This is a genomic window from Halosimplex marinum, assembly GCF_051414075.1.
In the GTDB taxonomy this organism is placed as follows: domain Archaea; phylum Halobacteriota; class Halobacteria; order Halobacteriales; family Haloarculaceae; genus Halosimplex; species Halosimplex marinum.
This window is the reverse complement of record NZ_JBLKNY010000003.1, coordinates 374,350-397,690: the sequence shown is the minus strand read 5'-3', so window position 1 is coordinate 397,690 and position 23,341 is coordinate 374,350. Positions and strand designations below refer to the sequence as shown.

22 protein-coding genes and 1 tRNA gene are annotated in these 23,341 nt (G+C 68.2%); 10 read left to right on the top strand and 13 right to left on the bottom strand.

Features of this window, described 5'->3' with window-relative positions; translation table 11 throughout:
- Positions 1-62: 62 nt before the first annotated feature.
- Genes ACMGFI_RS02950 through mbhE form a run of 4 tightly spaced genes read right to left on the bottom strand, consistent with a single transcriptional unit; the run spans position 63 to position 4,979 of the window.
- Positions 63-1,703, bottom strand: a complete 1,641-nt coding sequence (locus ACMGFI_RS02950) for a complex I subunit 5 family protein (RefSeq protein ID WP_436907208.1) — start codon at positions 1,701-1,703, stop codon at positions 63-65.
- The gene (locus ACMGFI_RS02945) at positions 1,700-2,068 is read right to left on the bottom strand and encodes a sodium:proton antiporter (protein ID WP_436907207.1); all 369 of its coding nucleotides are present in this window, start codon (positions 2,066-2,068) and stop codon (positions 1,700-1,702) included. Before ACMGFI_RS02945 ends, ACMGFI_RS02950 begins: the two co-directional genes overlap by 4 nt.
- Positions 2,065-2,541 carry an MnhB domain-containing protein gene (locus ACMGFI_RS02940; protein ID WP_436907206.1) on the bottom strand — a complete coding sequence of 159 codons (477 nt, stop codon included), beginning with the start codon at positions 2,539-2,541 and terminating at the stop codon, positions 2,065-2,067. The genes ACMGFI_RS02945 and ACMGFI_RS02940 overlap by 4 nt, the downstream gene beginning before the upstream one ends.
- Complete coding sequence (gene mbhE / locus ACMGFI_RS02935; protein ID WP_436907205.1) at positions 2,538-4,979, bottom strand: hydrogen gas-evolving membrane-bound hydrogenase subunit E; 2,442 nt, start codon at positions 4,977-4,979, stop codon at positions 2,538-2,540. The genes ACMGFI_RS02940 and mbhE overlap by 4 nt, the downstream gene beginning before the upstream one ends.
- Before the next feature lie 397 nt (positions 4,980-5,376).
- On the opposite strand from mbhE, the gene ACMGFI_RS02930 reads away from it, so the two are divergent.
- The gene (locus ACMGFI_RS02930; protein ID WP_436907203.1) at positions 5,377-5,847 is read left to right on the top strand and encodes a type IV pilin domain-containing protein; all 471 of its coding nucleotides are present in this window, start codon (positions 5,377-5,379) and stop codon (positions 5,845-5,847) included.
- Between the two features lie 240 nt (positions 5,848-6,087).
- Positions 6,088-6,672: a DUF7344 domain-containing protein gene (locus ACMGFI_RS02925; RefSeq protein ID WP_436907202.1), complete on the top strand. Its 585-nt coding sequence runs from the start codon at positions 6,088-6,090 to the stop codon at positions 6,670-6,672.
- Between the two features lie 48 nt (positions 6,673-6,720).
- Here ACMGFI_RS02925 and ACMGFI_RS02920 read toward each other — a convergent pair whose 3' ends face one another.
- Complete coding sequence (locus tag ACMGFI_RS02920; protein ID WP_436907200.1) at positions 6,721-7,977, bottom strand: RNA-guided endonuclease TnpB family protein; 1,257 nt, start codon at positions 7,975-7,977, stop codon at positions 6,721-6,723.
- Between the two features lies 1 nt (position 7,978).
- On the bottom strand, positions 7,979-8,371 hold the full coding sequence (gene tnpA / locus ACMGFI_RS02915) for an IS200/IS605-like element ISNph5 family transposase (protein WP_436907198.1): 393 nt from the start codon (positions 8,369-8,371) through the stop codon (positions 7,979-7,981).
- Between the two features lie 223 nt (positions 8,372-8,594).
- Between tnpA and ACMGFI_RS02910 the strand changes: the two genes are divergently transcribed.
- The 3 genes from ACMGFI_RS02910 to hpt are packed head-to-tail and all read left to right on the top strand — an operon-like array spanning position 8,595 to position 11,635.
- Entirely contained in the window at positions 8,595-9,083 is a 489-nt protein-coding gene (locus tag ACMGFI_RS02910; protein WP_436907197.1) for a hypothetical protein, read from the top strand.
- On the top strand, positions 9,080-11,026 hold the full coding sequence (locus ACMGFI_RS02905) for a hypothetical protein (protein ID WP_436907195.1): 1,947 nt from the start codon (positions 9,080-9,082) through the stop codon (positions 11,024-11,026). Before ACMGFI_RS02910 ends, ACMGFI_RS02905 begins: the two co-directional genes overlap by 4 nt.
- A gap of 39 nt (positions 11,027-11,065) precedes the next feature.
- Positions 11,066-11,635, top strand: a complete 570-nt coding sequence (hpt, locus tag ACMGFI_RS02900; protein WP_436907194.1) for a hypoxanthine/guanine phosphoribosyltransferase — start codon at positions 11,066-11,068, stop codon at positions 11,633-11,635.
- Between the two features lie 13 nt (positions 11,636-11,648).
- Here hpt and ACMGFI_RS02895 read toward each other — a convergent pair whose 3' ends face one another.
- The 5 genes from ACMGFI_RS02895 to ACMGFI_RS02875 all read right to left on the bottom strand — a co-directional run bounded on the left by ACMGFI_RS02895 (position 11,649) and on the right by ACMGFI_RS02875 (position 14,526).
- The gene (locus tag ACMGFI_RS02895) at positions 11,649-11,888 is read right to left on the bottom strand and encodes a hypothetical protein (protein WP_436907193.1); all 240 of its coding nucleotides are present in this window, start codon (positions 11,886-11,888) and stop codon (positions 11,649-11,651) included.
- A gap of 1 nt (position 11,889) precedes the next feature.
- Entirely contained in the window at positions 11,890-12,714 is an 825-nt protein-coding gene (locus ACMGFI_RS02890; RefSeq protein ID WP_436907192.1) for a M48 family metallopeptidase, read from the bottom strand.
- A gap of 389 nt (positions 12,715-13,103) precedes the next feature.
- Positions 13,104-13,178: transfer RNA gene (locus tag ACMGFI_RS02885), tRNA-Met, on the bottom strand.
- A 69-nt stretch (positions 13,179-13,247) separates the two neighbouring features.
- Entirely contained in the window at positions 13,248-13,769 is a 522-nt protein-coding gene (locus ACMGFI_RS02880) for a GtrA family protein (RefSeq protein WP_436907190.1), read from the bottom strand.
- Positions 13,762-14,526 carry a glycosyltransferase gene (locus ACMGFI_RS02875; protein ID WP_436907188.1) on the bottom strand — a complete coding sequence of 255 codons (765 nt, stop codon included), beginning with the start codon at positions 14,524-14,526 and terminating at the stop codon, positions 13,762-13,764. The genes ACMGFI_RS02880 and ACMGFI_RS02875 overlap by 8 nt, the downstream gene beginning before the upstream one ends.
- A gap of 144 nt (positions 14,527-14,670) precedes the next feature.
- Between ACMGFI_RS02875 and ACMGFI_RS02870 the strand changes: the two genes are divergently transcribed.
- The gene (locus ACMGFI_RS02870) at positions 14,671-17,100 is read left to right on the top strand and encodes a DUF2298 domain-containing protein (RefSeq protein ID WP_436907187.1); all 2,430 of its coding nucleotides are present in this window, start codon (positions 14,671-14,673) and stop codon (positions 17,098-17,100) included.
- A gap of 4 nt (positions 17,101-17,104) precedes the next feature.
- On the opposite strand, the gene ACMGFI_RS02865 is transcribed toward ACMGFI_RS02870, so the two are convergent.
- Positions 17,105-18,148: an Mrp/NBP35 family ATP-binding protein gene (locus tag ACMGFI_RS02865; protein ID WP_436907186.1), complete on the bottom strand. Its 1,044-nt coding sequence runs from the start codon at positions 18,146-18,148 to the stop codon at positions 17,105-17,107.
- Between the two features lie 192 nt (positions 18,149-18,340).
- Between ACMGFI_RS02865 and ACMGFI_RS02860 the strand changes: the two genes are divergently transcribed.
- The 4 genes from ACMGFI_RS02860 (at position 18,341) to ACMGFI_RS02845 (ending at position 22,115) form a co-directional block, all read left to right on the top strand.
- Positions 18,341-19,672: a PKD domain-containing protein gene (locus ACMGFI_RS02860; protein ID WP_436907184.1), complete on the top strand. Its 1,332-nt coding sequence runs from the start codon at positions 18,341-18,343 to the stop codon at positions 19,670-19,672.
- A gap of 18 nt (positions 19,673-19,690) precedes the next feature.
- A complete protein-coding gene (locus ACMGFI_RS02855) occupies positions 19,691-20,539 on the top strand; it encodes a hypothetical protein (RefSeq protein ID WP_436907182.1) in 849 nt (282 codons plus the stop codon).
- An 89-nt stretch (positions 20,540-20,628) separates the two neighbouring features.
- Positions 20,629-21,351, top strand: coding sequence for a proteasome subunit beta (locus ACMGFI_RS02850; RefSeq protein ID WP_436907180.1), 723 nt, complete (start codon positions 20,629-20,631; stop codon positions 21,349-21,351).
- Positions 21,351-22,115: an archaeal proteasome endopeptidase complex subunit alpha gene (locus ACMGFI_RS02845; RefSeq protein ID WP_436907178.1), complete on the top strand. Its 765-nt coding sequence runs from the start codon at positions 21,351-21,353 to the stop codon at positions 22,113-22,115. Before ACMGFI_RS02850 ends, ACMGFI_RS02845 begins: the two co-directional genes overlap by 1 nt.
- 27 nt (positions 22,116-22,142) lie before the next feature.
- Here ACMGFI_RS02845 and ACMGFI_RS02840 read toward each other — a convergent pair whose 3' ends face one another.
- Positions 22,143-23,267: a DUF7351 domain-containing protein gene (locus tag ACMGFI_RS02840; protein ID WP_436907177.1), complete on the bottom strand. Its 1,125-nt coding sequence runs from the start codon at positions 23,265-23,267 to the stop codon at positions 22,143-22,145.
- Positions 23,268-23,341 lie beyond the last annotated feature (74 nt).

Genomic DNA, 23,341 nt, shown 5'->3' with positions numbered 1-23,341 from the left:
CCTCCCGGCTCGCCGGACCGCCGGGCACGGTCCGCGGACCGCCGTCCGGGGCGACCGGCGCGTCACTCACGGGAGACCACCTCCGGGCCGACGGCGTCGACGTAGCCCTCGGTGTCCAGCGCCGCCTCGGCGGCGGACTCGGCGAACGCGTAGACCGGGTCGAAGCCGACGCCGATGGCGACGACCGCGAGCGCGAGCGCGGCGACGACGGCGACGAGGACCGCCGAGCGGCTCCCGTGCTCGACGCCCGGCGTGACGCCGCCCCAGAAGGCGTTCGTCCACGTCCGGGAGAGGTACGCGATGGTGAAGATCGCGCCCACGAGCGCGCCCGCCAGCGCGAGTCCGGCCCCGGGCGCGCCTGCGGCGAGCGCCCGCCCGCCCGTGTCGAAGACGAGCAGCTTCCCGAAGAAGCCCGACAGCGGCGGGATGCCCACGAGCGCGAGCGAGCCGACGAAGAACGAGCCGGCCAGCACGGGGAACCGCGTCGTGATCCCGCCGAGCCGGTCGAGCTCGATGGTGCCCGCGATGTCGTGGACGGCGCCGCTGACCAGGAACAGGAGCGACTTGGCGACGGCGTGGTTGAGCGAGTAGACCAGCGCGGCGACGATCCCCAGTACCTGGAGGTCGGTGGCCGGCGCGCCCAGCGAGTGGTCGCCGACCGTCGCGACCACGGCGAGCGGCAGGACGATGAACCCGACCTGGCCGATGCTGGAGTAGGCGAACACGTCGTCTAAGTTCTCCCGGCTGACGGCGCCGACCCCGCCGACGAGCATACTCGCCAGCGCCATCAGGAACATCACCGGCCCGAAGAAGGCCAGGAACGACGCCCCCGACAGCCCGGGGAGGCCGAGCCCGCCGTCGACGGCGCCGACCGCGAAGACGGTGAAGTACAGGCGGACGACGGCGTAGACGCCGACCTTCTTGGTGACGCCCGCGAGGAACGCCGAGATCGGGGCCGGCGCGGCCCGGTACGCGGGCGGCACCCAGAACTGGAAGGGGACGATGCCGGCCTTCAGCGCGAAGACGACGAAGAGGATGGCCGACAGGCCCAGCACGGGCGCGGGGTCGATCCCGAACGCGGCGGGGGCGGCCAGCCGGCGGGCGATGTCGGCCATGTTGAGCGTCCCGGTCGTCGCGTAGAGGCCGCCGATGGCGACGAGCATCAGCGCGCTGCCGACGAGGTTGAGGACGGCGTACTGCAGCGCCGCGGCGGTGTGCCGCGGGCCGCTGTAGAAGACGACGAACACGTAGCTGGGCATGAGCATCACCTCGAACCAGACGAAGAGGTTGAACACGTCGCCGGTGAGGAAGGATCCGGAGACCCCGAGCAGCATGAAGTGGAACAGGGGGTGGTAGGAGACGCGCTGGCCCTGGTCGTCGACGTAGACGACCGAGTAGACGAGGATGGCGACGGTCACCAGCGCGGCCAGCGAGAGCATGAACACGGCCAGCGCGTCGGCGACCAGCGAGATGCCGAAGGGCGCCCGCCAGGCCGACAGCTGGTAGGTCAGCGGCCCGCCCGAGAGGACGGTGTCGGTCAGCAGGCCGACGAAGACGGCGTAGGCGCCGATCCCGAGCAGACTGAGCCCGCGCTGGAGGCGGTCGTAGCGGCGGGTCGCCAGCGTCGCGATGGCGGTCACGAGCGCGGCGAGCATCGGCGCGACGACGACGTGGGTCGTCGTCACGGCCAGATCGGCGCTCATTCGACGGTCACCTCCGCCAGGTCGAGCGTGCCGTGCTCCTCGTAGAGCCGGTAGGTGAGCACCAGCGCGAAGGCCGTCGTCCCGAAGCCGATGACGATGGCCGTCAGGACCAGCGCCTGGACGAGCGGGTCGGTGACGCAGTTGGCGCCCGCGTCGGGCACCGAACAGGCGACCGGGTGGCCGTCGCCGTGGCCGAGGACCGGCGCGCGGCCGGTCAGCCCGCCCATCGTGACGAGGTAGACGTTGGCCGACTGGCTGATGATCGTGACGCCCCAGACGACCCGGACCACGTCCCGCCGGAGGATCAGGAAGGTCCCGAGCGCGAACAGGAGCCCGAGGACGACGGCGAGGACCACCTGCGTCATTCCGCCCCCACCTCCGCGAGGATCGTCAACAGCGCGCCGACGACCACTGCGTAGACGCCCAGGTCGAACGCGAGCGCCGACGCCACCTCCAGATACCCGTAGACCGGGAGCGGCTCGACGAACGCGACCGCCTGCGTGAGGAACGGATAGCCCAGGGCGATGGCGGCGATGCCGCTGCCGGCGGCGAGGGCGAGCCCGAACGCGAAGACCAGGCCGTACTCGCGGACGATCCCCGACTCCGGTTCCGACCGGACGCCGGGGGTGCGGTCGAGCAGCTCCGTCTCCAGGTAGTCGAGCCCGAAGATGATGTACACGAGCGCGAAGGCCGTCACCGTGAGCACGCCGGCGATGAAGCCGCCGCCGGGCAGGTTGTGGCCCTGGAAGAGCAGCGCCAGCGCCGTCACGAGGATGAGCGGCACGACCAGTCTGACTACGGTGCGGGCGATGACGGTCGGCTGTCTGTCCTGTGTCACTGGATCTCACCTCGTTCGCGCATCGCGATCAGCGTGACGACCGACAGCGCGGCCATCGCGACCACCGAGATCTCCCCGAGCGTGTCGAACGCCCGGAAGTCGACGAGGATCACGTTGACGATGTTCCCCCCGCCCCCGGCGTTCACGAATACCGGGTCGTGCTCGGCCGGAACGGGGCCGTGCTCGACGAAGTACTGGGCGATCACGTCGTCCGGCGTCCCCGCCGTCGACAGCAGGACCGTCACGGTGACGGTGAGCCCGACCGCGCCGGCGACGACGGCGTCGCGGGCTGCCCGGAACCGGTCGACCGTGCCGTAGAAGGCCGGCAGCTTGTCGAGCACCAGCAGGAAGATCACCAGCACGAGGGTCTCGATGACCAGCTGGGTCAGCGCCAGGTCCGGCGCGCTGCCGAGGATGTAGAAGATGGCGACCATGAACCCGAGGATCGAGAGGGTCAGCACGCCCGCGATGTGGGAGGGCGCGGCCGCCACCGCGAGCGCGGCGACGACGGCGACCGCGAGGACGACCACCAGCGCGAGTTCGAGCCCGGCGGGGTCGAGCGCGGGCGCCGCGACGCCGGCGGCCGCGTACGCGCCGAGCGCGAGCGCCGCGAGCGCGAGCGAGAGCGCGACCGCGTACGTGCGGAGGTCCCCGGTCTGGACCAGGTCGATGGCCGACGAGCGGTCCAGGCCCTCGGTGACCCCGTCGTAGTACCAGTTGGGCCGCAGCGGATCGACCGACCGGACGGCGCGAACCCCGTCGCGGATCCGGTCGAAGAAGGGGTAGGCGACCGCGCCGACGCCGATGGTCGCCGCGCTCATGATCAGCCACGGCGTGACCTCCGTGGGGAGGTAGTAGGCGAACTCGTGTTCGCCGACCTCGGCGGGGGCCAGCGAGCTGTCCATGACCGCCCGGACGAAGCTCTCGACTGGCGTGAGGTGGACGCCGAACGTGCCGGTCACCCCCCCGAGGCCGACGACGAGCGCGAGCGCGCCCAGCACGGCCGCCGGTAGCCACATCGCCACCGGCGGCGAGTGGACGTCGCCCAGGGCGTCGGGCCTGTCACCGAAGAACAGCATCAGGAACCGTATCGAGTAGAGGAAGGTGAAGACGCTGCCGAGGACGGCGACGACGGGCAGCGCCCACCAGAGGACCGAGCCGCCGTCGGCGACGGCGTGCTCGGCGGTGTAGTAGACGGCGTGGAAGAGGAACTCCTTGGAGTAGAAGCCGTTGAACGGCGGGACGCCGGCCATCCCGAGCGCGGCGACGACGGTGACCCCCGCCGTTATCGGGAGGTCCCTCGCGAGCCCCCCGAGTTCGTCGATGGCGCGGGTGCCGGCCTCGTGGGCGACGATGCCGGCCACGAGGAACAGGGCGGCCTTGAACAGCGCGTGGTTCAGGATGTGGAAGGCGCCGGTCTCGGCGCCGAGGTAGCCGGACATCCCGTAGCCGGCGACGATGAGCCCGAGGTGCGACGCCGTCGAGTAGGCCAGCAGCTCCTTGATGTCGCTGGCGCCGACGGCGAGGACGGCGGTGACGGTCATCGTCGCGAGCCCGAGCAGCCCGAAGACGAGGGTCCACTCGTCACCGACCAGCAGCGGGCGGAACCGGCCGACGAGGTAGACGCCGGCCTTGACCATCGTGGCCGAGTGGAGAAAGGCCGAGACGGGTGTGGGCGCCTCCATCGCGTTCGGGAGCCAGATGTGGAAGGGGATCTGGGCGGACTTGGTGGCGGCGCCGACGCCGACCAGCAGGAGGACGGGGACAAACAGCCCCTGGGCGCGCAGGGCGTCGACCATCGGGCCGGCGCTGGCGAGGATGGAGCCCTCGCCGGCGAGGCGGAACGCCGAGCCGACGCCCGGAACTCCCGAGGCGACGACGGCGAGCAGGAGGAAGCCGACGAGCATGAACAGCCCGCCGGCGACGGTGATGAGCATCGACTTGCGGGCGGCGTACTGGGAGGCGTCGGCGTCCTGGTAGTGGCCGATGAGCAGGAACGAGGAGACGCTCGTGAGTTCCCAGAAGACGAAGAGGGCGATCAGGTCGGCAGCGAAGGCGACGCCGAGCATCGAGCCCATGAACGCCAGCAGCGTCGCGTAGTACTTCGCCTGGCCCGGCTCGCCGTGCATGTACCCGCCGGAGTAGGTGAACACGAGCACGCCGACGCCGCTGGCGAGTGTGCCGATCAGCAGGGCGAGGCCGTCGACGTAGAACGCGAGCGAGACGCCGTAGCTGGGGATCCACTCGACGACGTACGCGGTCCCCCCCGTGCCGACGGCGTCGGCGACGAAGCCGACCAGCCCGAGACAGGCGGCCGCGACGGCGGCGGCGAAGTAGGCGGTCCGCTCGCCGAGGACCCGGTAGACCAGCGGTGCGACCGCGGCACCGAGGAACGGGAGGGCGACCACGGCGAGCAGCGCGAGCCGGTCCGGTTGCACACCCGTCTGTGTCGGGAGACGCGACTTAATCCTTCCCAACTTCGGTCGCCGCCCGGACCGCTCCGGCCGCCGGTCCGTCAATCAAACCGCGTATCTGTTGACAGTCCGAGCGAAATTGACACGATATATGGCCGGTCCGAGTCCGAACGTCCGAACCGTCGGGGGCGACCGTCCCCCGCGGCGTTTCAAGCGGAGCGATACGTCCGAGAATCAAAGATGATACGGAGAAGTCGCGGCTTGAATTTGCGATTTTGATAATACGGTGGTGAGGCTTATGTATCGGGACGGGAGACTCACAGGTGACACGCACCGAACGTCGTCGGGCCCGTCGTGGATGGCTCGGACCGACGGCGACGCAACGGGGGACAACCCCACGTATCGGGCGTGACGACAACCCATGAAACTCAACCGACTACTCAACGACGACGACGCGGTGTCGCCGGTCATCGGCGTCATCCTGATGGTGGCGATCACGGTGATCCTCGCGGCCGTCATCGCGACGTTCGTCCTCGGACTCGGCGACCAGGTCAGCAACAGCTCCCCGCAGGCATCGTTCAGCTTCCAGTGGGAGGTCGATACCGACGACCACGGCCCGCTCACTGTCACTCATGACGGCGGTGAGACGATCCAGGCGCAGAACCTCTACCTTCGCGGATCGGCGGGAGACAATGCGGGCGGTTCCCCCTCGCCGCTAAGTCAGAGCTGGGACAACTACAAGACCGATGTCGACCCGACTTCGGAGGTCCAGGCGGGGATGTCGGTTGAACTCTCTCAGATCGGCTCCGACGGCGAGATCAGCCTGGTCTGGCAGAGTTCGGCCGGCGAGAGTTCGTCCACGCTGAAAACGTGGACCGGTCCGGACGCCTGACGACCGCGGCCACTTCGCGGAGGTAGTAGATCCGAATCCGCATTTTTCGTATTGATACTGAACTGCGATATCATCCGCGAAAACGGGATGTACGGCTCCGGAGAGGCTTCTCGGGTCAGGATGGAGCGGTGTGTCACCGGAGTGGCGGCTCCGAAACGCTCTTAGCATATGCCCGTAGAATCACACACTATCGACGGACGCGCAGGGGATTTTGCCTCGCGCGAAGACGGGTCTGACACCATGAGCAACGAGACGAGACGGTTTCCGGCCGGCACGGACGGGGACGAGGAGCTGTCGAAAGGGGAGATATTCGACGTGTTGCAGAACCAGCGGCGCCGCTACGTCCTGGAGTATCTGAAGCGCTTCGAGGAGCCGGTGGAGCTGAGCGACCTGGCCAGGCAGGTCGCCGCCTGGGAGTACCAGACGCCGGTCGAGGAAGTGACCAACGACCAGAAGAAACGCGTCTACACGACCCTCCAGCAGACCCACCTCTGCAGGATGGAGGAGGCCGGCATCGTCGAGTACGACACCGACGACAACACGGTCGCGCGGACGCCCCACACCGAGGAACTGACCGTCTACCTGGAGATCGTTCCCGGGTCGGAGTTCCCCTGGCGGGAGTTCTACCTCTCGCTCGGGTCGATCAGCTGTGCCATCGTCGCGGCGCTGTGGACCGGGCTCTACCCCCTCACGCTGTTGACGCCCCTGGAGTGGGCGACCGTCATCGCCGCCACGTTCACCGTCTCCGCCGCCTACCACACCTACAGCGGCGCCGACATGCAACTCGGCGACGACGAGTACGTCCCCGACGAGTTCGACCGGTGACATCCTCCGCGCCGTGAACGGCGCGGCTTCCCTGCATGGGAATACCAGCTAACTACCGGCAGTGGGTTCCGACCCAACCTCTCCGAGCGTCATCTGTCGTGGTTGACTCTGCTCGGTGGGGGTCGCGGCGCTGTCACAGGCGCTCCCATCCCGTGGGATGTCATCGCCCGCCGGTTTCAGCGGCAGGCTCTCACCCCACGGGTCGTGGCGGTCAGCAACATTGACCGCCGCGTTGATGTCTGCGTGATACTCCGACACCCAACACTCGTCGTTCTGACACCGGAACTCATCGCCGTCCCGATATCCGATGTGGCCGCACTCGTGGCACGTCTGCGACGTGTAGGACGGTTCGACGTATTCGACCGGGATGCCAGACTCTCGCGCTTTGTCCTCGATGCGCTCCTGCAAGCGAGCGAACGCCCATGCGTGGAGGCGTCGGTTCATCCACTCGCCGTAATCGAGGTCTTCGCGGATGTCCGAGAGGTCTTCCAGCACGATCACAGGCTTCTCGAACCGGCGAGCGTACTCGATGGCCTGTCGGGATGCCTTCTCGATGATGTCTGTGAGTGCGTTCTGGTAGTGATCGAATCGCTCGTCAATCCGCCACTGGGCGGCTTCGCGCTCTTGCAACCGCTTGAGCGTCGTGAACATCTCTTTGCGGAGGTTACGAGCGCGGCCACCGGTGATGAGCAGTGGGTCAGTCGGAGTGCCCTGCTTGCAGGCACAGCCCGCGAGCAGGTGTGCTTCGCCGATGTCGAAGCCAACTGGTGTTACATCGTCGTCGGTGGGTTCGTAGCCCGGATTTTCGACCGGGAACTCGACGGTGACGTGGAGCGTCCACGACGTGCGGTGGCGTTGCAGGCGGAGTTGGCCTGCCGACGCCGCACCGTCCACGAGGTCGTGCCACAGTCCCTCCTGGGCGGGATTAATCCGAAGTGGTATCCAGAAGTTGGTGCCGCGACCGGGCTGTGGCACCCACCACGTAAACTCGTAGTCACGCGCCGCCGAGTGGTCGAACTCGGCAGCTTGGTTGGTGAGCCGAACCGGATGGTCGTCGTCCAACGCCTGTGCGTCGTAGGTGCCGTGCAGTTGCGGGACGTAGTTGCACAGGGCCGCCTTCGCCTGATACGGCAGGTCGTAGGGCGTCACCACGTCGCTGGTGGCGGTCATCGTCTCGCACCCGGCCTCGAACGCCTCGTGGAGTCCTGCCCGGTAGGTGTCGAGCAGGTCGCACAGTTTGCGCTCTTTGTGGGCTGTCGGCGGGGCGAGCGTCGCCTCCAGCGTTTTCGTGGTTGTTGCGGTCATGCTACTGGTCGTCCACGTAGTCCATCAGCACGTCGATGCTCACTTGGCCGGTCGTCGCGAGGAAATATCCCGGTTGCCAGAAGGCATCTTCGAGCGTCTGTTTCACCTCCGGGTACTCCTGCCGAATCCGGCGCGAGGTGACACCTTTGAGCGAGTTGATGAACTTCGTGAGGTCGGTGGTGGGTTTGGTCGTGAACAAGATGTGAACGTGATCGGTGCCGCCGTCTACGTTCTTGATGTCGGCCTCGAAGTCCTCTGCAATCTCGTGAGCAACTTCGGCGACGCGCTCCAACCGCTCGTCGGTGAGAATGTCGGCGCGATACTTCGTGACGGTCACGAAGTGGTATTGGAGTGCGTATACCGTATGCGACCCGGATTGCAGGTGATACTCCATTTGGCCTTACCAAATTCAGACACCCAATTTCAATAACTATTGTGGAGGTGGGTATTCAGTTGAGCAGCCCCACGTGGACTGGGGCACCGGGCTTACGCGATTCACGCCCGCCGTGAACGGCGGGATTCTCTCGCTGAACCAAGATAGCGCCGCCGGGACCGGGGTCGACGGTCGCCGCTCCGCGGCCGTCGGCTTTATCTCGGTCGGGCGCAGTCATCCGCCAATGGATCGGGGCCGCGCCGCCGTCTACGCAGCCGCCGGGATCATCCTCGGCGTGACCCTCCTCAGCGGTCCCGCGATCGGCCTCGTCGACCTGACGACGCCACGCTACGACATGTCCGGTCTCGGCGAGGGGTCGGCCGCCGTCGACGAGGTCGAACTCCCGTCGTCGGTCGCGCTCGACCGGGGGTACCAGTCGCAGTCGTACTACCTCACGGTCCCGGACGCGCGGGTCCGCTTCGCGGCCGTCGAGGGCAAACCGACGGTCGCCTACGGCGTCGACATCCCCGCGCTCGGCTACTCCCGCTCGACGACCCACTTCCTGCGCGACGGGACGGACGGCTGGACCTCGCTGTCGCTCCGCCAGGACACGCTCGCCGACGACGCGGTCGACGCCGAGCGGTACGACGGACAGCTGTCGCTGGTCCTCCGGGACAGCGACGGGCGGACCGTCGTCGCGAACCGCACGGTGTCGGTGGAGGTGACCGGATGAGCGTCGGGCGCCTTCGCGGGTTCACCCCCGCCGACGCGCGGGAGCGACTGGCCGGGGCGCGGACGGTACTCGTCCGCGCGCTCGTCGGGGACCGCCTCGGGCTGGTCTGCTTTCTCGGGACCGTCCTCGCTGTCGCCCTCACCTGGCGGATCGGCGTGTTCATCACCGACAACTACACGCTGGCCAACGCCGTGGTCGCGCTCGCCGACGGGAGCCTCGTCGTCGACGAGGCGGTCTACGGGTCGCTGGAAGCGCCCGGGATGAAGACCTACGACGGCCGGCTCTACGGCCGCAACTACGGCCAGGTGGCGGTCGCGGTCCCGCTGCTGTGGGCGCTGGGCGCGGCCACGACCGTCGCCGACCCCGGGCTCGTCTTCGCGGCGGGCTGGTCGCTGCTGGTGCTCGCCTTCGCGGTCCAGGTCGGCCGCCTCACCGGGCGCGAGTCGCTCTGCGCGTCGGCGGGTGCGGCGACCGCGCTCGCGGGGTTCGTCGCCCACGCCGCACTGGCGGAACCGATCCCCGCGCGACTCCTGCCGCTGGCCGCGCTCCAGCTCGGGTCCGTGCTGGTCACGGCACTGGTCGCGACGACGGCGTATCGGCTGCTCGCCCGGATGCACGACCGACGGGTCGGCGTCGCCGCGGCCGCGGTGACGGTCCTCGCCACGCCGGTCGGGTTCTGGGCGACCATCCCCAAGCGCCACGTCACCGCCACCGCGCTCCTCCTCGGCGTCGTCTACGCCTTCTACCGTAGCCGGTCGGACGGCGAAAGAGGCGACGGGAGCGACGCGCTGCTCTCCCCGACCGGCTTCCGCGGGCTGGCCTACGCCCTCGTCGGCCTGTACACCTGGGTGCACGCCGGCGAGGCGTTCGTCGTCTTCCTCGCGCTCGCGGCCGTCGACCTGCCGACCGCGCCGGCCAACGACCGCCGGACGCTCGCCGTCGTCGGGCTCGCCTTCGCCGCGTCGCTCGTCCCCTTCTTCCTGACGAACGCGCTCATCTCCGGCGACCCGGTCCGGCCGCCGCGGATGCTCTCGGAGTTCGGGGCCTCGGTCGGCGAGTCCGCGTTCGGCGGGAGCGCGGGACCGACCGCGGACGGGGGCTCCGAACCCATCCTCCCACCGATGGTCAGATCCCTCGCCGCGGTCGCGTCGGAGCGACTCGCTCTCCTGTTCGGCCCGTTCGTCGCCGGCGCGAAGTCGGCGGTCACGGACCCCGAATCGCTCTACCGGACCTTCGTCCGCGCCGGGTACGACGGGTACATCGGCCGCCACGACAACAACCAGGCGATCAACCTCTCGGTCCTCGAATCGGCGCCCGTCCTCGCGGGCGTCGCCGCGCTCGTCGCGAGCGGCGGCCGCCGCGCGAACGCCGCTCGGCGGTCGTCCGGCCCGTCGCTCGCCGACCGGCTCCGGCGGTGGGCCCGCGCCGTCCGGAGCTCCCCGACGGCCGCGACGGACGCGTTCGTCGCCCTCGCCGCCGTGCTGTTCACGCTCGTGTACATCCCGCGGCTGCCGCTGTTCGCCCAGGTGACCGTCCGTTACCTGCTGCCGGTCTACGCGCTGGGCGTCTACGCGCTGGCCCGCCAGCCGTGGGCCCGCCGCGTCCTCGCCGACCGCGGCCGGACGGCGCTGTGGAGCTACCTCGCGGGCGTCCTGCTGGGCGCGCAGCTCCTGTTCGTGGTCGTCACCGTCGGCGCGTTCGGCCGCGGCGGCGCCTTCCAGCTACACGCCGTCGTCGGCCTCGCCGTCGGCGGGCTCTTCGCCGCCTCGGCCGTCGGCAGCGCCCTCGACGACCGGTTCGACCGGGCGACGGCGGTGACCGGCGGGCTCGCCGCGGCGCTCGGGACGGACCTGCTCGTCCTCGCGGGGCTCGTCTACTTCCAGTACGGCCCGTACGCGCTCCCCGCGGTCGACTACCTCGCCGACCTGCTGGCGTCGGCGTAGCTAGTCAGGCTTTTTGCCCCCCGTGGTCATTCCCCGGGCATGAACCGCCTCAAGCAGTCGCTGCTCGACGCCCCCATCGTCGAAAAGGAGGGCTACCACTACTTCGTCCACCCGATCAGCGACGGCGTGCCGATGCTCCACCCCGAGCTGCTGCGGGAGATCGTCATCAAGATCATCCGCAAGGCCGAGCTGGAGAACGTCGACAAGATCGTCACGCCCGCCGCGATGGGCATCCACATCTCCACCGCCGTCTCCCTGATGACCGACATCCCCATCGTCGTCGTCCGCAAGCGCCAGTACGGGCTGGAGGGGGAGGTCGCGCTCTCGCAGGTCACCGGCTACTCCGAGTCGGAGATGTACGTCAACGACGTCTACGAGGGCGACCGCGTGCTCGTCCTCGACGACGTGCTCTCGACCGGCGGCACCCTCTCGGGCATCACCGGCGCCCTCGAGGAGATCGGCGCCGACATCGTCGACATCGTCTGCGTCATCAAGAAGGACGACGGCCCGAACAAGCTCGCCGACGCCGGCTACGAGGCCAAGACGCTCATCAACGTCGTCGTCGAGGACGGCGAGGTCGTCATCGTCGACGAACAGGGCGACGACTGATTCGGTCTCCGTTCTACGCGACTCCCGCCGCGACCGCACCGAAGTACAGCCCCGCGAGTATCAGCGCCGCGCCGACGACCTGGACGAGCCGCCGGATCCGGTCGTCGGACTCGCTGTCGGCCCCGTACTCGCCGCCGCGGTCGCCCGGGACGCGCCCGACCGTGTGCGCGCGGACGATCGCCTCGGGCGCCGCGATCAGGACGGCACCGAGGCCGACGCCGAGGACCGCGGCCAGGAGCGTGCGGTAGTCCATCTCAGCCCCGCAGCTTCTCGATGCGCTTCTCCATCGGCGGGTGGGTGGCGAACAGCCGCGCGAGGCCGCGCTCCTCCCCGAAGATACACAGCGCGTTGACCTGCTCGTCGATGGCCGAGTCGCTGGCGCGCTCGTTGCCGCGGCTGATCTTCTCCAGCGCGCGTGCGAGCGGTTCGCCGGAGCCGATGGCGCCCGCGGCGTCGCTGTCGGCGACGTACTCGCGGTACCGCGAGATGGCCATCACGAACAGCATGACGAGCATCTGGACGATCTGCCCGACGACGATGGCCAGGAAGAAGTCCGCGATGTCGTTGTCGCCGGTCAGCAGGACGGCCCACTGGGCGACGATGGCGACGATGGAGGCGATCCCCTGCCCGAGCACCATCATCACCACGTCGCGGTTCGCGATGTGGGCCAGCTCGTGGGCGAGCACGCCCTCGACCTCGTCGGCGTCGAGCGTCGCCAGCAGCTCCCGCGAGACGACGACCGTACCGGCGCCCTTCCGCCCGACGGCGAAGGCGTTGGGCACGCCCATCCGCGCGATCATGAGCCGGGGCTTGTCGATGCCCATCTCCTCGGAGAGCGCCTCGACCTGGCGGTGGATCTCCGGGTACTGCTCCTCGGGCATGTCTTCGGCCCCGACACTGCGGATCGCGGCCCACTTGCCGATCTTGTACTGGACGCCCACGAACAGGACGCTGCCGACCAGTACCAGCCACAGCGGGACCGAGAACGCGGCCATCGCCACGACCGCGGCGACGGCGTAGAACGCGAACAGGATCGATCCCACGATCGCCATCCGCGCGGTGAGACTCGGGTGACGCATACGTGACGTGTCTGTGTCGCGACGACCTATGAACCCTCCGCTTGTCGTCAATCGACCGTGAAGTCGACCTCGGGGCACGTGCTGGAGAACTGACCGTTGGGCGATGCCTGGTGACCGATCCATCGACGGGTTCGCTACGCGCGACTCGCCTGGTTCAAATCTACTCCGGGCGATAATCACGACTTCACGGTCGCTCGGCAATAAAACACCTCGCGAGGAACGCGTCGCAGAATGATAGCGGGAGGTAGATTTGAACTACGTCGAGACGTGCTCGCTCATTGCATTCGCTGCGCGCGACTCGTCTAGTTCAAATCTACTCGGATATGATCGCCGCTCACGATGGGAGCACACGCGAGGCGGTGCTCGCCGTGTAGTTCGCGGCAGAATCATAGCGGGAGGTAGATTTGAACTACCGATCTGCGGGTTATGAGCCCGCCGGAATCTCCTGGCTATCCCATCCCGCTACCCGTTCATAACCCCGACCGCCCATTAAGGGTTGTGATTCGTTCGCCGTCCGTGAATTAGTCCCGGGGTCAGCCCTCGTGGACCTGCCAGGTGAACAGGCTCTCGAAGACGTAGTTGACGACCATCCCGACGGCGACACCGCTACCCTTCGCGACGAGTAGCCACAGGTCCAACCCGGCGAGCGCCGGTGCCAGCCCCACGAGTCCGGCCGCGTTCGACAGGGCCTCCACGTCGCCGAACGCCAGGTCGACGTACAGCGGATTGTAGATGGTCCACCAGACCACGAACTGCGTCGTCACGCCGCCCGCGCGGACCAAGTGCGAGCGCTTGAGCCGCGAGAGAAACGACTCCCGCCCGCCGCCGCCGTGGTCTGCGAACGTCCAGTTCTCGTTCACGAGGAACATGATCAGGATCGCCGTCTCGACGCCGGCCGCCCAGGCGAGTGTCGCGGGCGCTTCGACGACCTCGGAGAGGAAGACCAGCACGGCCGTGTCGCAGACTGCGCCGACGACGCCCACCGAGACGAACTTGCCGAACCGGATGCCCGAGACCAGCGACGCGAGGCGGGTCCGCGCCGAGCCGTCAGTCATGCCTGTCCACCAGCGCCGTCGGGTCCTCGCGGGTCGCCGCGATGGCGTTGTGGACGCGGCTGTTGCGGATCTGTTTCGCGCGGTGGCGCGAGGAGAGCAACGCGCGGGCGAGCCGCAGCGACGTGCGCACCGGCGAGACGGTCGAACCGGGTTTGTCCTCCCAGGTGATCGGTACCTCCGCCACGTCGAGTTCCAGCGCGCCGGCCATCGCGACCAGCTCCACGTCCCAGGCGAACCCCGGCTCGTAGAGGTGCCGGCGGACGGCCTCCCAGGACTCTGCGGTGATGGCCTTGGCGCCGCACTGATAGTCGTACAGATCGGCGTCTAACATCCGGCGGGCGAGCCAGGCGAAGCCGTCGCCGAGAAAGCGGCGGGCGAACGTCTGGTGGCTGGTGATCGTCGAGTCGGGGTGGCGCCGCGAGCCGACGGCCACGTCCGCGCCGTCCTCGATGGCGGCCAGCACGTCCGCGAACTCGCCGGGTGCGGTCGAGCCGTCGGCGTCGACGAACCCGAGCACGTCGGCCTCCAGCGCCTCGAACCCGGCGGTGACGGCGGCGCCCTTGCCGCGGCGGTACGGCGAGACGCCGACGGTCGCCGGGAGGTCCGACAGCGCGGCGACGACCCGCTCGTCGGCGTCGTCGAGTTCGATCCGGATCGCCTCGGGCGCGAGTTCCTCGTCGAGCGCCCGGACGTAGTCGGCAAGCCGGTCCACGTCCGGACGGAAGGCGGGGACGACGATACCGACGGACGCGCTCATTGTCTGCCGTGACCACCGCGGCGAGTAAAAACCGTTCGAAACCGGGGGCCGACCCCGGGTGTCGCGGTCCCGGTCCCCCGTCGCGCGGCCGTGCCGTCCGACGGTCCACAAGAGGTATAGGCCCCGGAGACGGCCACACTGGTAATGGAGTACGGTCTGGTCCTCTGGTGGCTCGTGGCCTACCTCGCCCTGCTGGCCGTGGGGATGCCGCTGGCGGCGACCCTGTTCCCCCGCCTCGCGGACCGCGGGGCGGGCGTCGCGCTCCCGACGGCGCTGGCCGTCCTCTGGGTCGTGGCCTACCTCGTCGGCCACCTCTCGCTGACCGCCGGCCTGCTGGTCGGCCTCGCCGCGCTCGCGGCCGCCGCCGGCGCCGCGCTCTACCGCGCCAGTGAGACGGACGGCGCCCCGCTGTTCGACCGCCGGCGCTACGGCGAGGCCGCCGCGGTGTTCACCGTCGCGTTCCTCCTCATGATCGCCGTCCGCGCCGTCGACGCGGGCGTCCACCCGTTCCTCGGCGAGAAGTTCCTCGACTTCGGGATGTTGCAGTCGCTACTGCGCGCCGACCGGCTCCCGCCGGAGGACATGTGGTTCGCCGGCCGCCCGGTCCAGTACTACTACGGCGGCCACCTGATCGCCGCGCTGCTGACGAAGATCACCGGCACCGAGCCCCGCTTCGCCTACAACCTCGCGCTCGCGGGCTTCTACGGGATGGTCGTCACCGCCGCCTACGGGCTCGCCGGGTCGGTCGCCGCCAGCCGCGGCGTCTCGCGGGTCCGGGCGGGCGCGTTCGGCGCCTTCTTCGTCGGGTTCGCGAGCAACGCCTCGACGCCCGTGTACTTCGTCGCCTGGCTGCTTCCCGACGGGATCGCCTCCTTCTTCGCCGGGCTCTTCGGCACGAACCTGGGTCGAGTCGCCAGGGAGGGGCCGACCGCGTTCAGATACTGGGACGCCAGCCGCGTCATCGAGGGGACGATCAACGAGTTCCCCCTGTTCGCCTGGCTCAACGGCGATATGCACGCTCACATGATGTCGACGCCGTTCGTCCTGCTGGTCGCCGCCCTCCTCTTTAGTTACTACCGGACGCCCGAGACCGACCTGACTCGGCGGCGACTGCTCGTGCTCGCCGTCGTCCCGCCCCTCGCAGGGATGCTCGCCGTCGTCAACACGTGGTCGTTCCCGACGGCCGGCGGGCTGACGTTCCTGACGCTCGCGCTCGCGCCGGCGGACCCGGTGACACTACTCCCCGGGTCGGTCGCAGACCGGATCCCCCGGCGGGACGACTACCAGCGTGAACTCGCCCGCCACGGCGTCGCGCTGGGCGGCGCCGTCGCCGTCGTCGCGCTCGGGCTCGTCTGGTCGCTACCGTTCTGGCTCGGGACCGCCAGCGGCCGGTCGGTCGCCTTCTTCCCCGACCGCAGTTCGCTCGGCGGCCTGGTATTCGCCCACGGGGTGTTCGTACTGCTGTTCGCGCTGCACCTGTCCCGCCACGCGCTCCCGGAGATCGAACGCGAACACGTCGGCGAGGCGGTCGTGATGCTCGCCGTCGCCGTCCTGATCGCGTGGCTCGGCGGGTCGGCGGCCGCCCTCGCGATCTTCGGGCCGATGATCGTCGTCGCGTGGGTGCTCCTCCGGACGCAGGCTGACGTGGTCCACCGGGCGACCGCGCGGGCCGCCGGCACCGCCCGCCGGGCCGTCACCGACGGCGGGACCGCCACCGCCTCGACGCCCGAGGCCGACGACGCCACCGCTCCCGGACTGCCGGAGCGACTCCGGGACGTGGTCGGGTTCGAGACGCTCCTGATCGTCGCCGGCGCGGGCATCGTCGTCATCGTCGAGTTCGTCTACGTCAAGGAGCAGGCCGGCCCCGGCCGGATGAACACCGTGTTCAAGACCTACGCGGACGTGTGGGTCCTCTGGGCGGTCGCGGCCGGCGCCGTCCTCGCCCACCTCGTCGAGAACCACTCGCCCGAGCTGGCGCTGTCCGGCGAGCAGTGGGCGGGCGTCTTCCGCGCGCTCGCGGTGGTCCTGGTCGTCTCCACGTCCCTGTACGGCGCCCTGGCCCTCGGCGGCCACTTCACCGGCGACGGCTACTTCAGCCGCTACAACCACCCCGACGACCCGACGCTCGACGGATTCACCTACATCAACGAGACTCACCCCGAGGAGTACGCCGCGATCCAGTGGTTCGAGGACCTGGAGGGCCAGCCCAACATCGCGTCGGCTCCCGGACAGGATATGTATCGGTGGACCAACCCGATAGCGAGTCTCACCGGCGTCCCGACGCTGGCCGGGTGGGCCCACGAGGTCGGGTATCGGGGCGGCGAGGCCTACCGCGCCCGCGTCGACGACGTGAACACCATCTACACCGGCACCGCCGAACAGCGGGCCTACTACCTCGACGCCTACGAGGTCGAGTACGTCTACGTCGGGTCCAACGAGCGGTCGGCCTACACGAGCGACGACCTGGCCGTCTTCGAGTCGATGAACGGCGTCACCGTCGAACGGCAGTGGGACGGCGCGACCGTCTACCGCGTCGACCAGCAGGCGCTGGAGTATCCCGGACAGAACGAGTAGCCGCTCAGCGCCGGTCGGCGTGGCGCCGCCGGTGGACGATCCCCTGGTTGTTCGCCGCGTTCTCGACGAACGACCGGAACGCCTCGCCGGTCTCGCTGTCCTCGTCGAGCACCATCGGTTCGCCGGCGTCGCCGCCCTCCCGGACCGCGGGGTCCAGCGGGATCTCGCCGAGGAACGGCATCTGCGCCTCCTCCGCGAAGGCTTCGCCACCCCCCTCACCGAAGATGGCGTGTTCGCCGCCGCAGTCCGGACAGCGGAACGAACTCATGTTCTCGACGATGCCCAGCACGGGCGTCTCGTGCTCGCCGAACATCTCTAGGCCCTTCCGGGCGTCGTCGATGGCGACCTCCTGGGGCGTCGTGACGATGACCGCGCCCGTGACGGGGACGCTCTGGAGGAGGGTGAGCTGGGTGTCGCCGGTCCCCGGCGGCAGGTCCACGACCATGTAGTCGAGGCTCCCCCACTCCACGTCCTCCCACAGTTGGGTGAGCACCTTGTGGACCATCGGCCCCCGCCAGATGACGGGGTCGTCCTCGCCGACGAGGAAGTCCATGCTCATCAGCTTCATCCCGTACTGTTCGGGCGGGACGAGCGTCTCGTCGGGGGTCGCCTGGGGCTGCTGATCCGCGTCGAGCATCCGCGGCACGTTCGGCCCGTACACGTCCGCGTCGAACAGCCCCACGCGAGCGCCCAGCTGCGCCAGCCCCGCCGCGAGGTTCACCGCGATGGTGCTCTTGCCGACCCCGCCCTTCCCCGACGCGACCGCGATGACGTTCTCGACGCCCGGTAGCACCGACCCCTCGGCGACGAGCCCGCTGTCGACCTCGGCGTCGAGTTCGACCCGACGGTCCAGCCCCGACAGCGCCTCGCGGACCTGTCCCGCGATGTCGGTTTCGGTCGGGGAGTACGGCGCCCCCAGCGCCAGCGAGACGCGTACCTCTTCCTCGTCTAACTCGATCGAGTTGACCAGCCCCAGCGAGACGATATCGTCTCCCAGGTCCGGGTCCTCGACCGTCCCGAGCAGGTCCAGCACGTCGTCTTCGTCCATACCCTCGTCTCCGGTGGTCCCGGCGAAAAGGGTTGTGGAGCCAGTCATCCACCGTCTGCGCGACCGCCCCAGATATAGTCGTCTGAAAGAAAGTAATCCACACTCGTCCATTACCACAAACATTTTTATGCGGGAGGGGCAGAACGTCCCGGCAACGGAACGATGCGCTGGGGACAGGGAGTTCCGACGGTGGTGGCAGGCGCTGTGCTGGTGGTTAGCGTGGCGCTCGCCGGCGTTTCGGTCGCGAGCGCCGCGGGTGCGGATGGGACCGGAGACAACGAAGCGCCGCTGGCCGACGCCGGACTGGACCGGGACGTGTCGACGAACGCGACGGTGTATCTGGACGCGACGGGGTCGCGCGACCCCGACGGCGAGATCGCCGGGTATCGCTGGCGGATCGAGCGCCCGGACGGCCACTTCACGACGCCGTCGTGCGAGCGGTGCGGTCGGACGAAGTTCGTCCCGCGAGAGCCCGGGACGTACAACGCAACGGTCGAGGTGACCGACGACGACGGCGCGACGAGCACCGACACGCTCCGCGTGTCCGTCGAGCGGTCGAATGGACCGACCGTGACGCTCTCCGGGCCCGATAGCGTCGTCGAGGGCGGGGTGGCGGACTTCTCGGCGTCGGTGTCGGCCGGTGCGAACGACCTCGCTGCGGTGGTCTGGAGGGTGGACGGTCGGCGGCTAAACCGGACGACGCTCACGGGTACGAGCGCGTCCGTCGACCACATCCACGCGTTCAGGCGCGACGGGCGGTTCACGCTCAGCGTCACCGCCGTCGATCGACTCGGTCGCCAGCGGACGGCCTCGAAGAACGTGACCGTCACCGACCCGTCGCCCGACAACAGCGACGGTGGCGGGACGGCCGGCCCCAGCGACGGGTCCGATGGAGGGCCACCGTACTCCGGCGGCGGTTCCGACGGCGAGAGCGGAAACGACGACGAAACGGAGTGTTCGCGTTACGACAGGGACGACGACCGCTACTGCGGCAACGACCGGATGACGATGGATAGCAACGGTATCGTCGTCTCCGACGCCGACAACGACGGGTTGACCTCTTGGGCCGGGGTCCAACTGGACGAGGAGTTCGCGCAGAATCACGAGGGCGTGTCCTACGATTCGGTCGACGGCGTCGCGGAGTTCGACAGCCAGGAGGCGTACAGAGAGGCGCTGGAGGTGGAGTCCGTGAACGTGAATCCGGAGGCTGATGTTAATGACGAAGGTTTAGATTCCAGCCAAAAAGAGGCTGATCAGAATTCCTTCTCTGGGAGTGGTGGAGATACAGGAGACAAATCTGAAGGGAACAGTTCTTCCAAAGAGTCCTCTTCGTCTTCGACCGAGGAAGAAGATTCCAACTCGTCGTCTGAGCAGGGATCTGAGAGTACAAATAACATACCTCAGAGAGTAATTGAGCGGATACAGGAGGAAAAGAACAAATCTGGTTCAACGGGTAACACTGGTAATGGAACAAATACCAGAACTGTACGCGTGCCGCCAGATCTGAATAGCCCCGTAATCTAAATTAAGAACTAATGAAGAATGACTGATTTTAGCAGTCATAGAGGGAAGTTGCTTGTTTCGATAATAATCGGACTAATCGCAATTATCTCCCTCGCAGCTATGTTATCTCCGGGTATTATCGGTATTACTGGAGAGAATACGTCAGGAGATGTAGAGGATACATCGATAACGACCACTTCTGCAATTGTTTCAGAGAATAATATTTCACCAACGCACACTTCGGAACATATTTTCACTGCAACAGCAATATCAACTCCTTCTCAATCTCCAACACCTACGCGGTTCTCAACTTCGATCCCCTCACAGACATCTACACCGTTCCCGACTTCAACCCCCTCGCCAGTACCATCGCCAACATCTTCACCAACTTCAACTCCGAACTCAAGTCCATACGACAATGAGAAGTATGATGAATTCGTCGGTGCGGTTTTCGGAGAAACAGAGGTTGATGCGGCAACGCCAATTCGGATCCGTGCTTGGACCGTAGCCGAAGGAAACTCCCTAATAGTGATTCTGAATTTGACTGCTGAGACAGAAGACGATTTAAAAAGAGCCAAGGCTGTAAATACACTCGTAACTAGTGGTTATGCTCAAGCGGTGGCTCATCACGATACTGGAAAAATTGGTGGGAAAATAACAGATAGACTTCGAATTGCGGAAATTAACAACACTGGCGCCCCTCCTAAGACACTCTACATTAACACGTCGTTGGCTCGGGAATACTATACAGGACAGATCAATGCTGTAGAATTCACTGAAGAATACTGGGAGACTGAAAGAAATATGACCTCCGAAGAGATTGATTTTGTGAATTGGTTAGATAATGGGACAGAAGATGTAATTCTCCACAATCAAACTGCTGGTTGATTACTCTGGATTAGGGTATTACTGCTTCAGACCTGACTAAAATATTTTTTAGATAACATATATTCTCGGCCAGCCCCGACAGCCTGTCGATGACGCCACCAGAATTCGAACCCCGGGACGGGGAACGACTGCACGAACTGTCGCACGACAACCTCTCGAAAGCCAACCGATCCGACCACGGCGCGCCCACCTTCGACACCGGGACGACCATCGTCGCTATCGCCGCCGCCGACGGCGTGGTGATGGCGGCCGACCAGCGAGCGAGCGTCGGCGGGAAGTTCACGACGAACAAGAACGCCGAGAAGATCTCGCGGGTCCACCCGACCGCGGCGCTGGCGATCTCGGGGTCGGTCGGGCCGGCGCAGAACCTCGTTCGGTCGTTGCGCGCGGAGACGAGCCTCTACGAGTCCCGCCGGGACGAGCGGATGAGTATGCGGGCGCTCTCGCAGACCGCTGGGCATCTCGTACGCGGGCTACCGGTCGCGCCGATCCTCGGCGGGGTCGACGACGAGGGCGGACGCGTCTACGAACTCGACGGCGGCGGGAGCGTCATGGCGACCGAGTACGCCGCGGGCGGGAGCGGGATGCAGGTCGCCTACGGCGTGCTCGAACGCCGGTTCGACCCCGGGGCTGAACTCGACAGGGCGACCGACACTGCCGTCGCGGCGGTCGAAGCGGCGAGCGAGCGCGACACCGCGAGCGGCAACGGCGTGACCGTGGCGACGGTGACCGACGAGGGGGTCGAGATCGAGGGATACGACGAGACGGGAGACGCCGGCGGCGCCGACACCGCCGGCGGGGAGGTGGCCTGATGCAGTCGAACGACCAGCGGGCGTACGACCGCGGGGTGACGGTGTTCTCGCCCGACGGCCGGCTGTACCAGGTCGAGTACGCGCGCGAGGCGGTCAAGCGCGGCAGCCCCGCGGTCGGCGTCGCGACCGACGACGCGGTGGTGTTCGCCGCCCACGCGCGGACGCGGTCGCCGCTGATGGAGGCCGACAGCATCGAGAAGGTCCACGACCTCGACGGACGGCTCGGTGTCGCGACCGCGGGCCACGTCGCCGACGCGCGCCGGCTGGTCGACTTCGGGCGGCAGTTCGCCCAGCGCGAGCGGTTGCGCTACGGCGAACCGCCGGGCGTCGAACCGCTGGCGAAGGCCGTCGCCGACCGGATCCAGGAGTCGACCCAGACCGGCGGGACGCGGCCGTTCGGCGCCGCGCTCCTGGTCGGTGGCGTTCCGGCGGCGTCACCGGCGACGGAGGGGGCTGGCGAAACCGATGCCGACCCGCGGCTCTACGAGATCGACCCGTCGGGGACGCCGACCGAGTGGCGCGCGACGGCGGTCGGCCGCGAGAGCGACGCCGTCCGCGACCACCTCGAAGCCGAGTACGAGCGCGGGCTGGACACTCCGGCGGGCCTCTCGCTCGCGCTCACCGCGCTGGCCGAGAGCAGCGACGAGACGCCGACTCCGGAGGAAGTGGACGTAGCCGTGCTCGACGAAGCGGGATTCGACGCGTTCGACCGCGGCCAGCGCGAGTCGGCGCTGGCCGACGCCGGGTTCGGCGGGGCGTCGTAACGCCGGACGGGCGATCGCGACCGGGCGTCAGGATTCGGCAGTGCCGGACTCCGTAGCGGTGTCGTCGGCGCTCACGGCTTCGGAGTCCGTCGTCGCCGCGTCCGACTCGGCGTCGGCAGTCACGTCGGTGGGTTCGCCGTCGGCTGTACCGGCCCCCGCGTCCGGACCGCCGTCGTGGGAGGCTCGTCGGTAATCGACGACGCGGCCGTCGCCGGCGACGTAGCACACGAGGTCCTCGCCGTCGAGGCGGACGCTGACGACGACGCACCAGGGGTCGCGGGAGACGACCCGTTCGCGCCACTCGCTGCCGACGTTCCAGACGGGCCGGTCGCGTACGTCCCGGTCGTGGTCGTGATAGAACGCGACGACGGCGGGGTGGTCGAGCAGCGTCAGCGCGACCGGGCACCGGAGGTCCGCCCCGCAGGTGTCGCACTCGTAGACCGCCTGGGCCGGGACGTGCTCGCGGTCTTCGTGTTCCCGGTCGGGTTCGTGGTGCTCCTCGGCACCGCTGTCGCCGTCGGCGCTATCGACGACTGGCTCGATTCGGGTCGAGACCGTCCCGGCGCACTCGGGGCAGACGCCGTCGTCGAACGTCTCGATGCGGCGGCGGTGGTGGGCGTCGAGCGCGTCGGCGAAGCCGTCGGCGTCTCGGTCCGCGTAGCCGCCCGGCGGGAGCGAGAGCCGGAGGACCGTCCCGCCGCAGCGCTCGCAGCGGACCTCGGTGACGTTGTCCGCGACGGCGGCGACGAGGTCTTCTTCGTCACAGAGCGGGCACGGGTCCTCCAGAGCGACGGGGTCGCGGTCGATGCTCGCGGTGTAGGTACCGGCCGCGAGCGCGCGGGCGACCGACCGGCCGGCGTCGGTCAGCTCGTAGCGCTCGTCGGCCCGCTGGCGGACGAACCGGCCGGTGAGCTGGCGGAGGTGGTAGGCGAACCCGGCGGAGGTGTCCGCGTCGGTCGCGTCGACGAGGCCGGAGAAGGTCCGCGGCGACGCCTCGTCGAGCGCCTCGACGACGGTCAGCCGCGTCTCCCCGCCCAGCGCGCCGAAGGCGTCGCTGGGTGCCGGCGCGTTCGGGTCGGCGGCGGCAGTCGCGGCTCCGTCCGCCGACTTTCGGTCCGACGCTCGGTCTTCGTCCGGCCGCCCGGAAGTCATGACACGTGACTGCGTGCCACGGCGGTTTGAACCTGTCGCCGGCGGCGATCCCTGCCTGGCGGGTGTCGGGCTTT

Excerpts from the sequence above, each read along its gene's own strand:
- ACMGFI_RS02950 (WP_436907208.1), bottom strand. The coding sequence starts at position 1,703 with ATGAGCGCCGATCTGGCCGTGACGACGACCCACGTCGTCGTCGCGCCG.
- ACMGFI_RS02945 (WP_436907207.1), bottom strand. The coding sequence starts at position 2,068 with ATGACGCAGGTGGTCCTCGCCGTCGTCCTCGGGCTCCTGTTCGCGCTC.
- ACMGFI_RS02930 (WP_436907203.1), top strand. The coding sequence starts at position 5,377 with ATGAAACTCAACCGACTACTCAACGACGACGACGCGGTGTCGCCGGTC.
- ACMGFI_RS02925 (WP_436907202.1), top strand. The coding sequence starts at position 6,088 with ATGAGCAACGAGACGAGACGGTTTCCGGCCGGCACGGACGGGGACGAG.
- ACMGFI_RS02920 (WP_436907200.1), bottom strand. The coding sequence starts at position 7,977 with ATGACCGCAACAACCACGAAAACGCTGGAGGCGACGCTCGCCCCGCCG.
- tnpA (WP_436907198.1), bottom strand. The coding sequence starts at position 8,371 with ATGGAGTATCACCTGCAATCCGGGTCGCATACGGTATACGCACTCCAA.
- ACMGFI_RS02910 (WP_436907197.1), top strand. The coding sequence starts at position 8,595 with ATGGATCGGGGCCGCGCCGCCGTCTACGCAGCCGCCGGGATCATCCTC.
- ACMGFI_RS02905 (WP_436907195.1), top strand. The coding sequence starts at position 9,080 with ATGAGCGTCGGGCGCCTTCGCGGGTTCACCCCCGCCGACGCGCGGGAG.
- hpt (WP_436907194.1), top strand. The coding sequence starts at position 11,066 with ATGAACCGCCTCAAGCAGTCGCTGCTCGACGCCCCCATCGTCGAAAAG.
- ACMGFI_RS02895 (WP_436907193.1), bottom strand. The coding sequence starts at position 11,888 with ATGGACTACCGCACGCTCCTGGCCGCGGTCCTCGGCGTCGGCCTCGGT.
- ACMGFI_RS02890 (WP_436907192.1), bottom strand. The coding sequence starts at position 12,714 with ATGCGTCACCCGAGTCTCACCGCGCGGATGGCGATCGTGGGATCGATC.
- ACMGFI_RS02880 (WP_436907190.1), bottom strand. The coding sequence starts at position 13,769 with ATGACTGACGGCTCGGCGCGGACCCGCCTCGCGTCGCTGGTCTCGGGC.
- ACMGFI_RS02875 (WP_436907188.1), bottom strand. The coding sequence starts at position 14,526 with ATGAGCGCGTCCGTCGGTATCGTCGTCCCCGCCTTCCGTCCGGACGTG.
- ACMGFI_RS02870 (WP_436907187.1), top strand. The coding sequence starts at position 14,671 with ATGGAGTACGGTCTGGTCCTCTGGTGGCTCGTGGCCTACCTCGCCCTG.
- ACMGFI_RS02865 (WP_436907186.1), bottom strand. The coding sequence starts at position 18,148 with ATGGACGAAGACGACGTGCTGGACCTGCTCGGGACGGTCGAGGACCCG.
- ACMGFI_RS02855 (WP_436907182.1), top strand. The coding sequence starts at position 19,691 with ATGACTGATTTTAGCAGTCATAGAGGGAAGTTGCTTGTTTCGATAATA.
- ACMGFI_RS02850 (WP_436907180.1), top strand. The coding sequence starts at position 20,629 with ATGACGCCACCAGAATTCGAACCCCGGGACGGGGAACGACTGCACGAA.
- ACMGFI_RS02845 (WP_436907178.1), top strand. The coding sequence starts at position 21,351 with ATGCAGTCGAACGACCAGCGGGCGTACGACCGCGGGGTGACGGTGTTC.
- ACMGFI_RS02840 (WP_436907177.1), bottom strand. The coding sequence starts at position 23,267 with ATGACTTCCGGGCGGCCGGACGAAGACCGAGCGTCGGACCGAAAGTCG.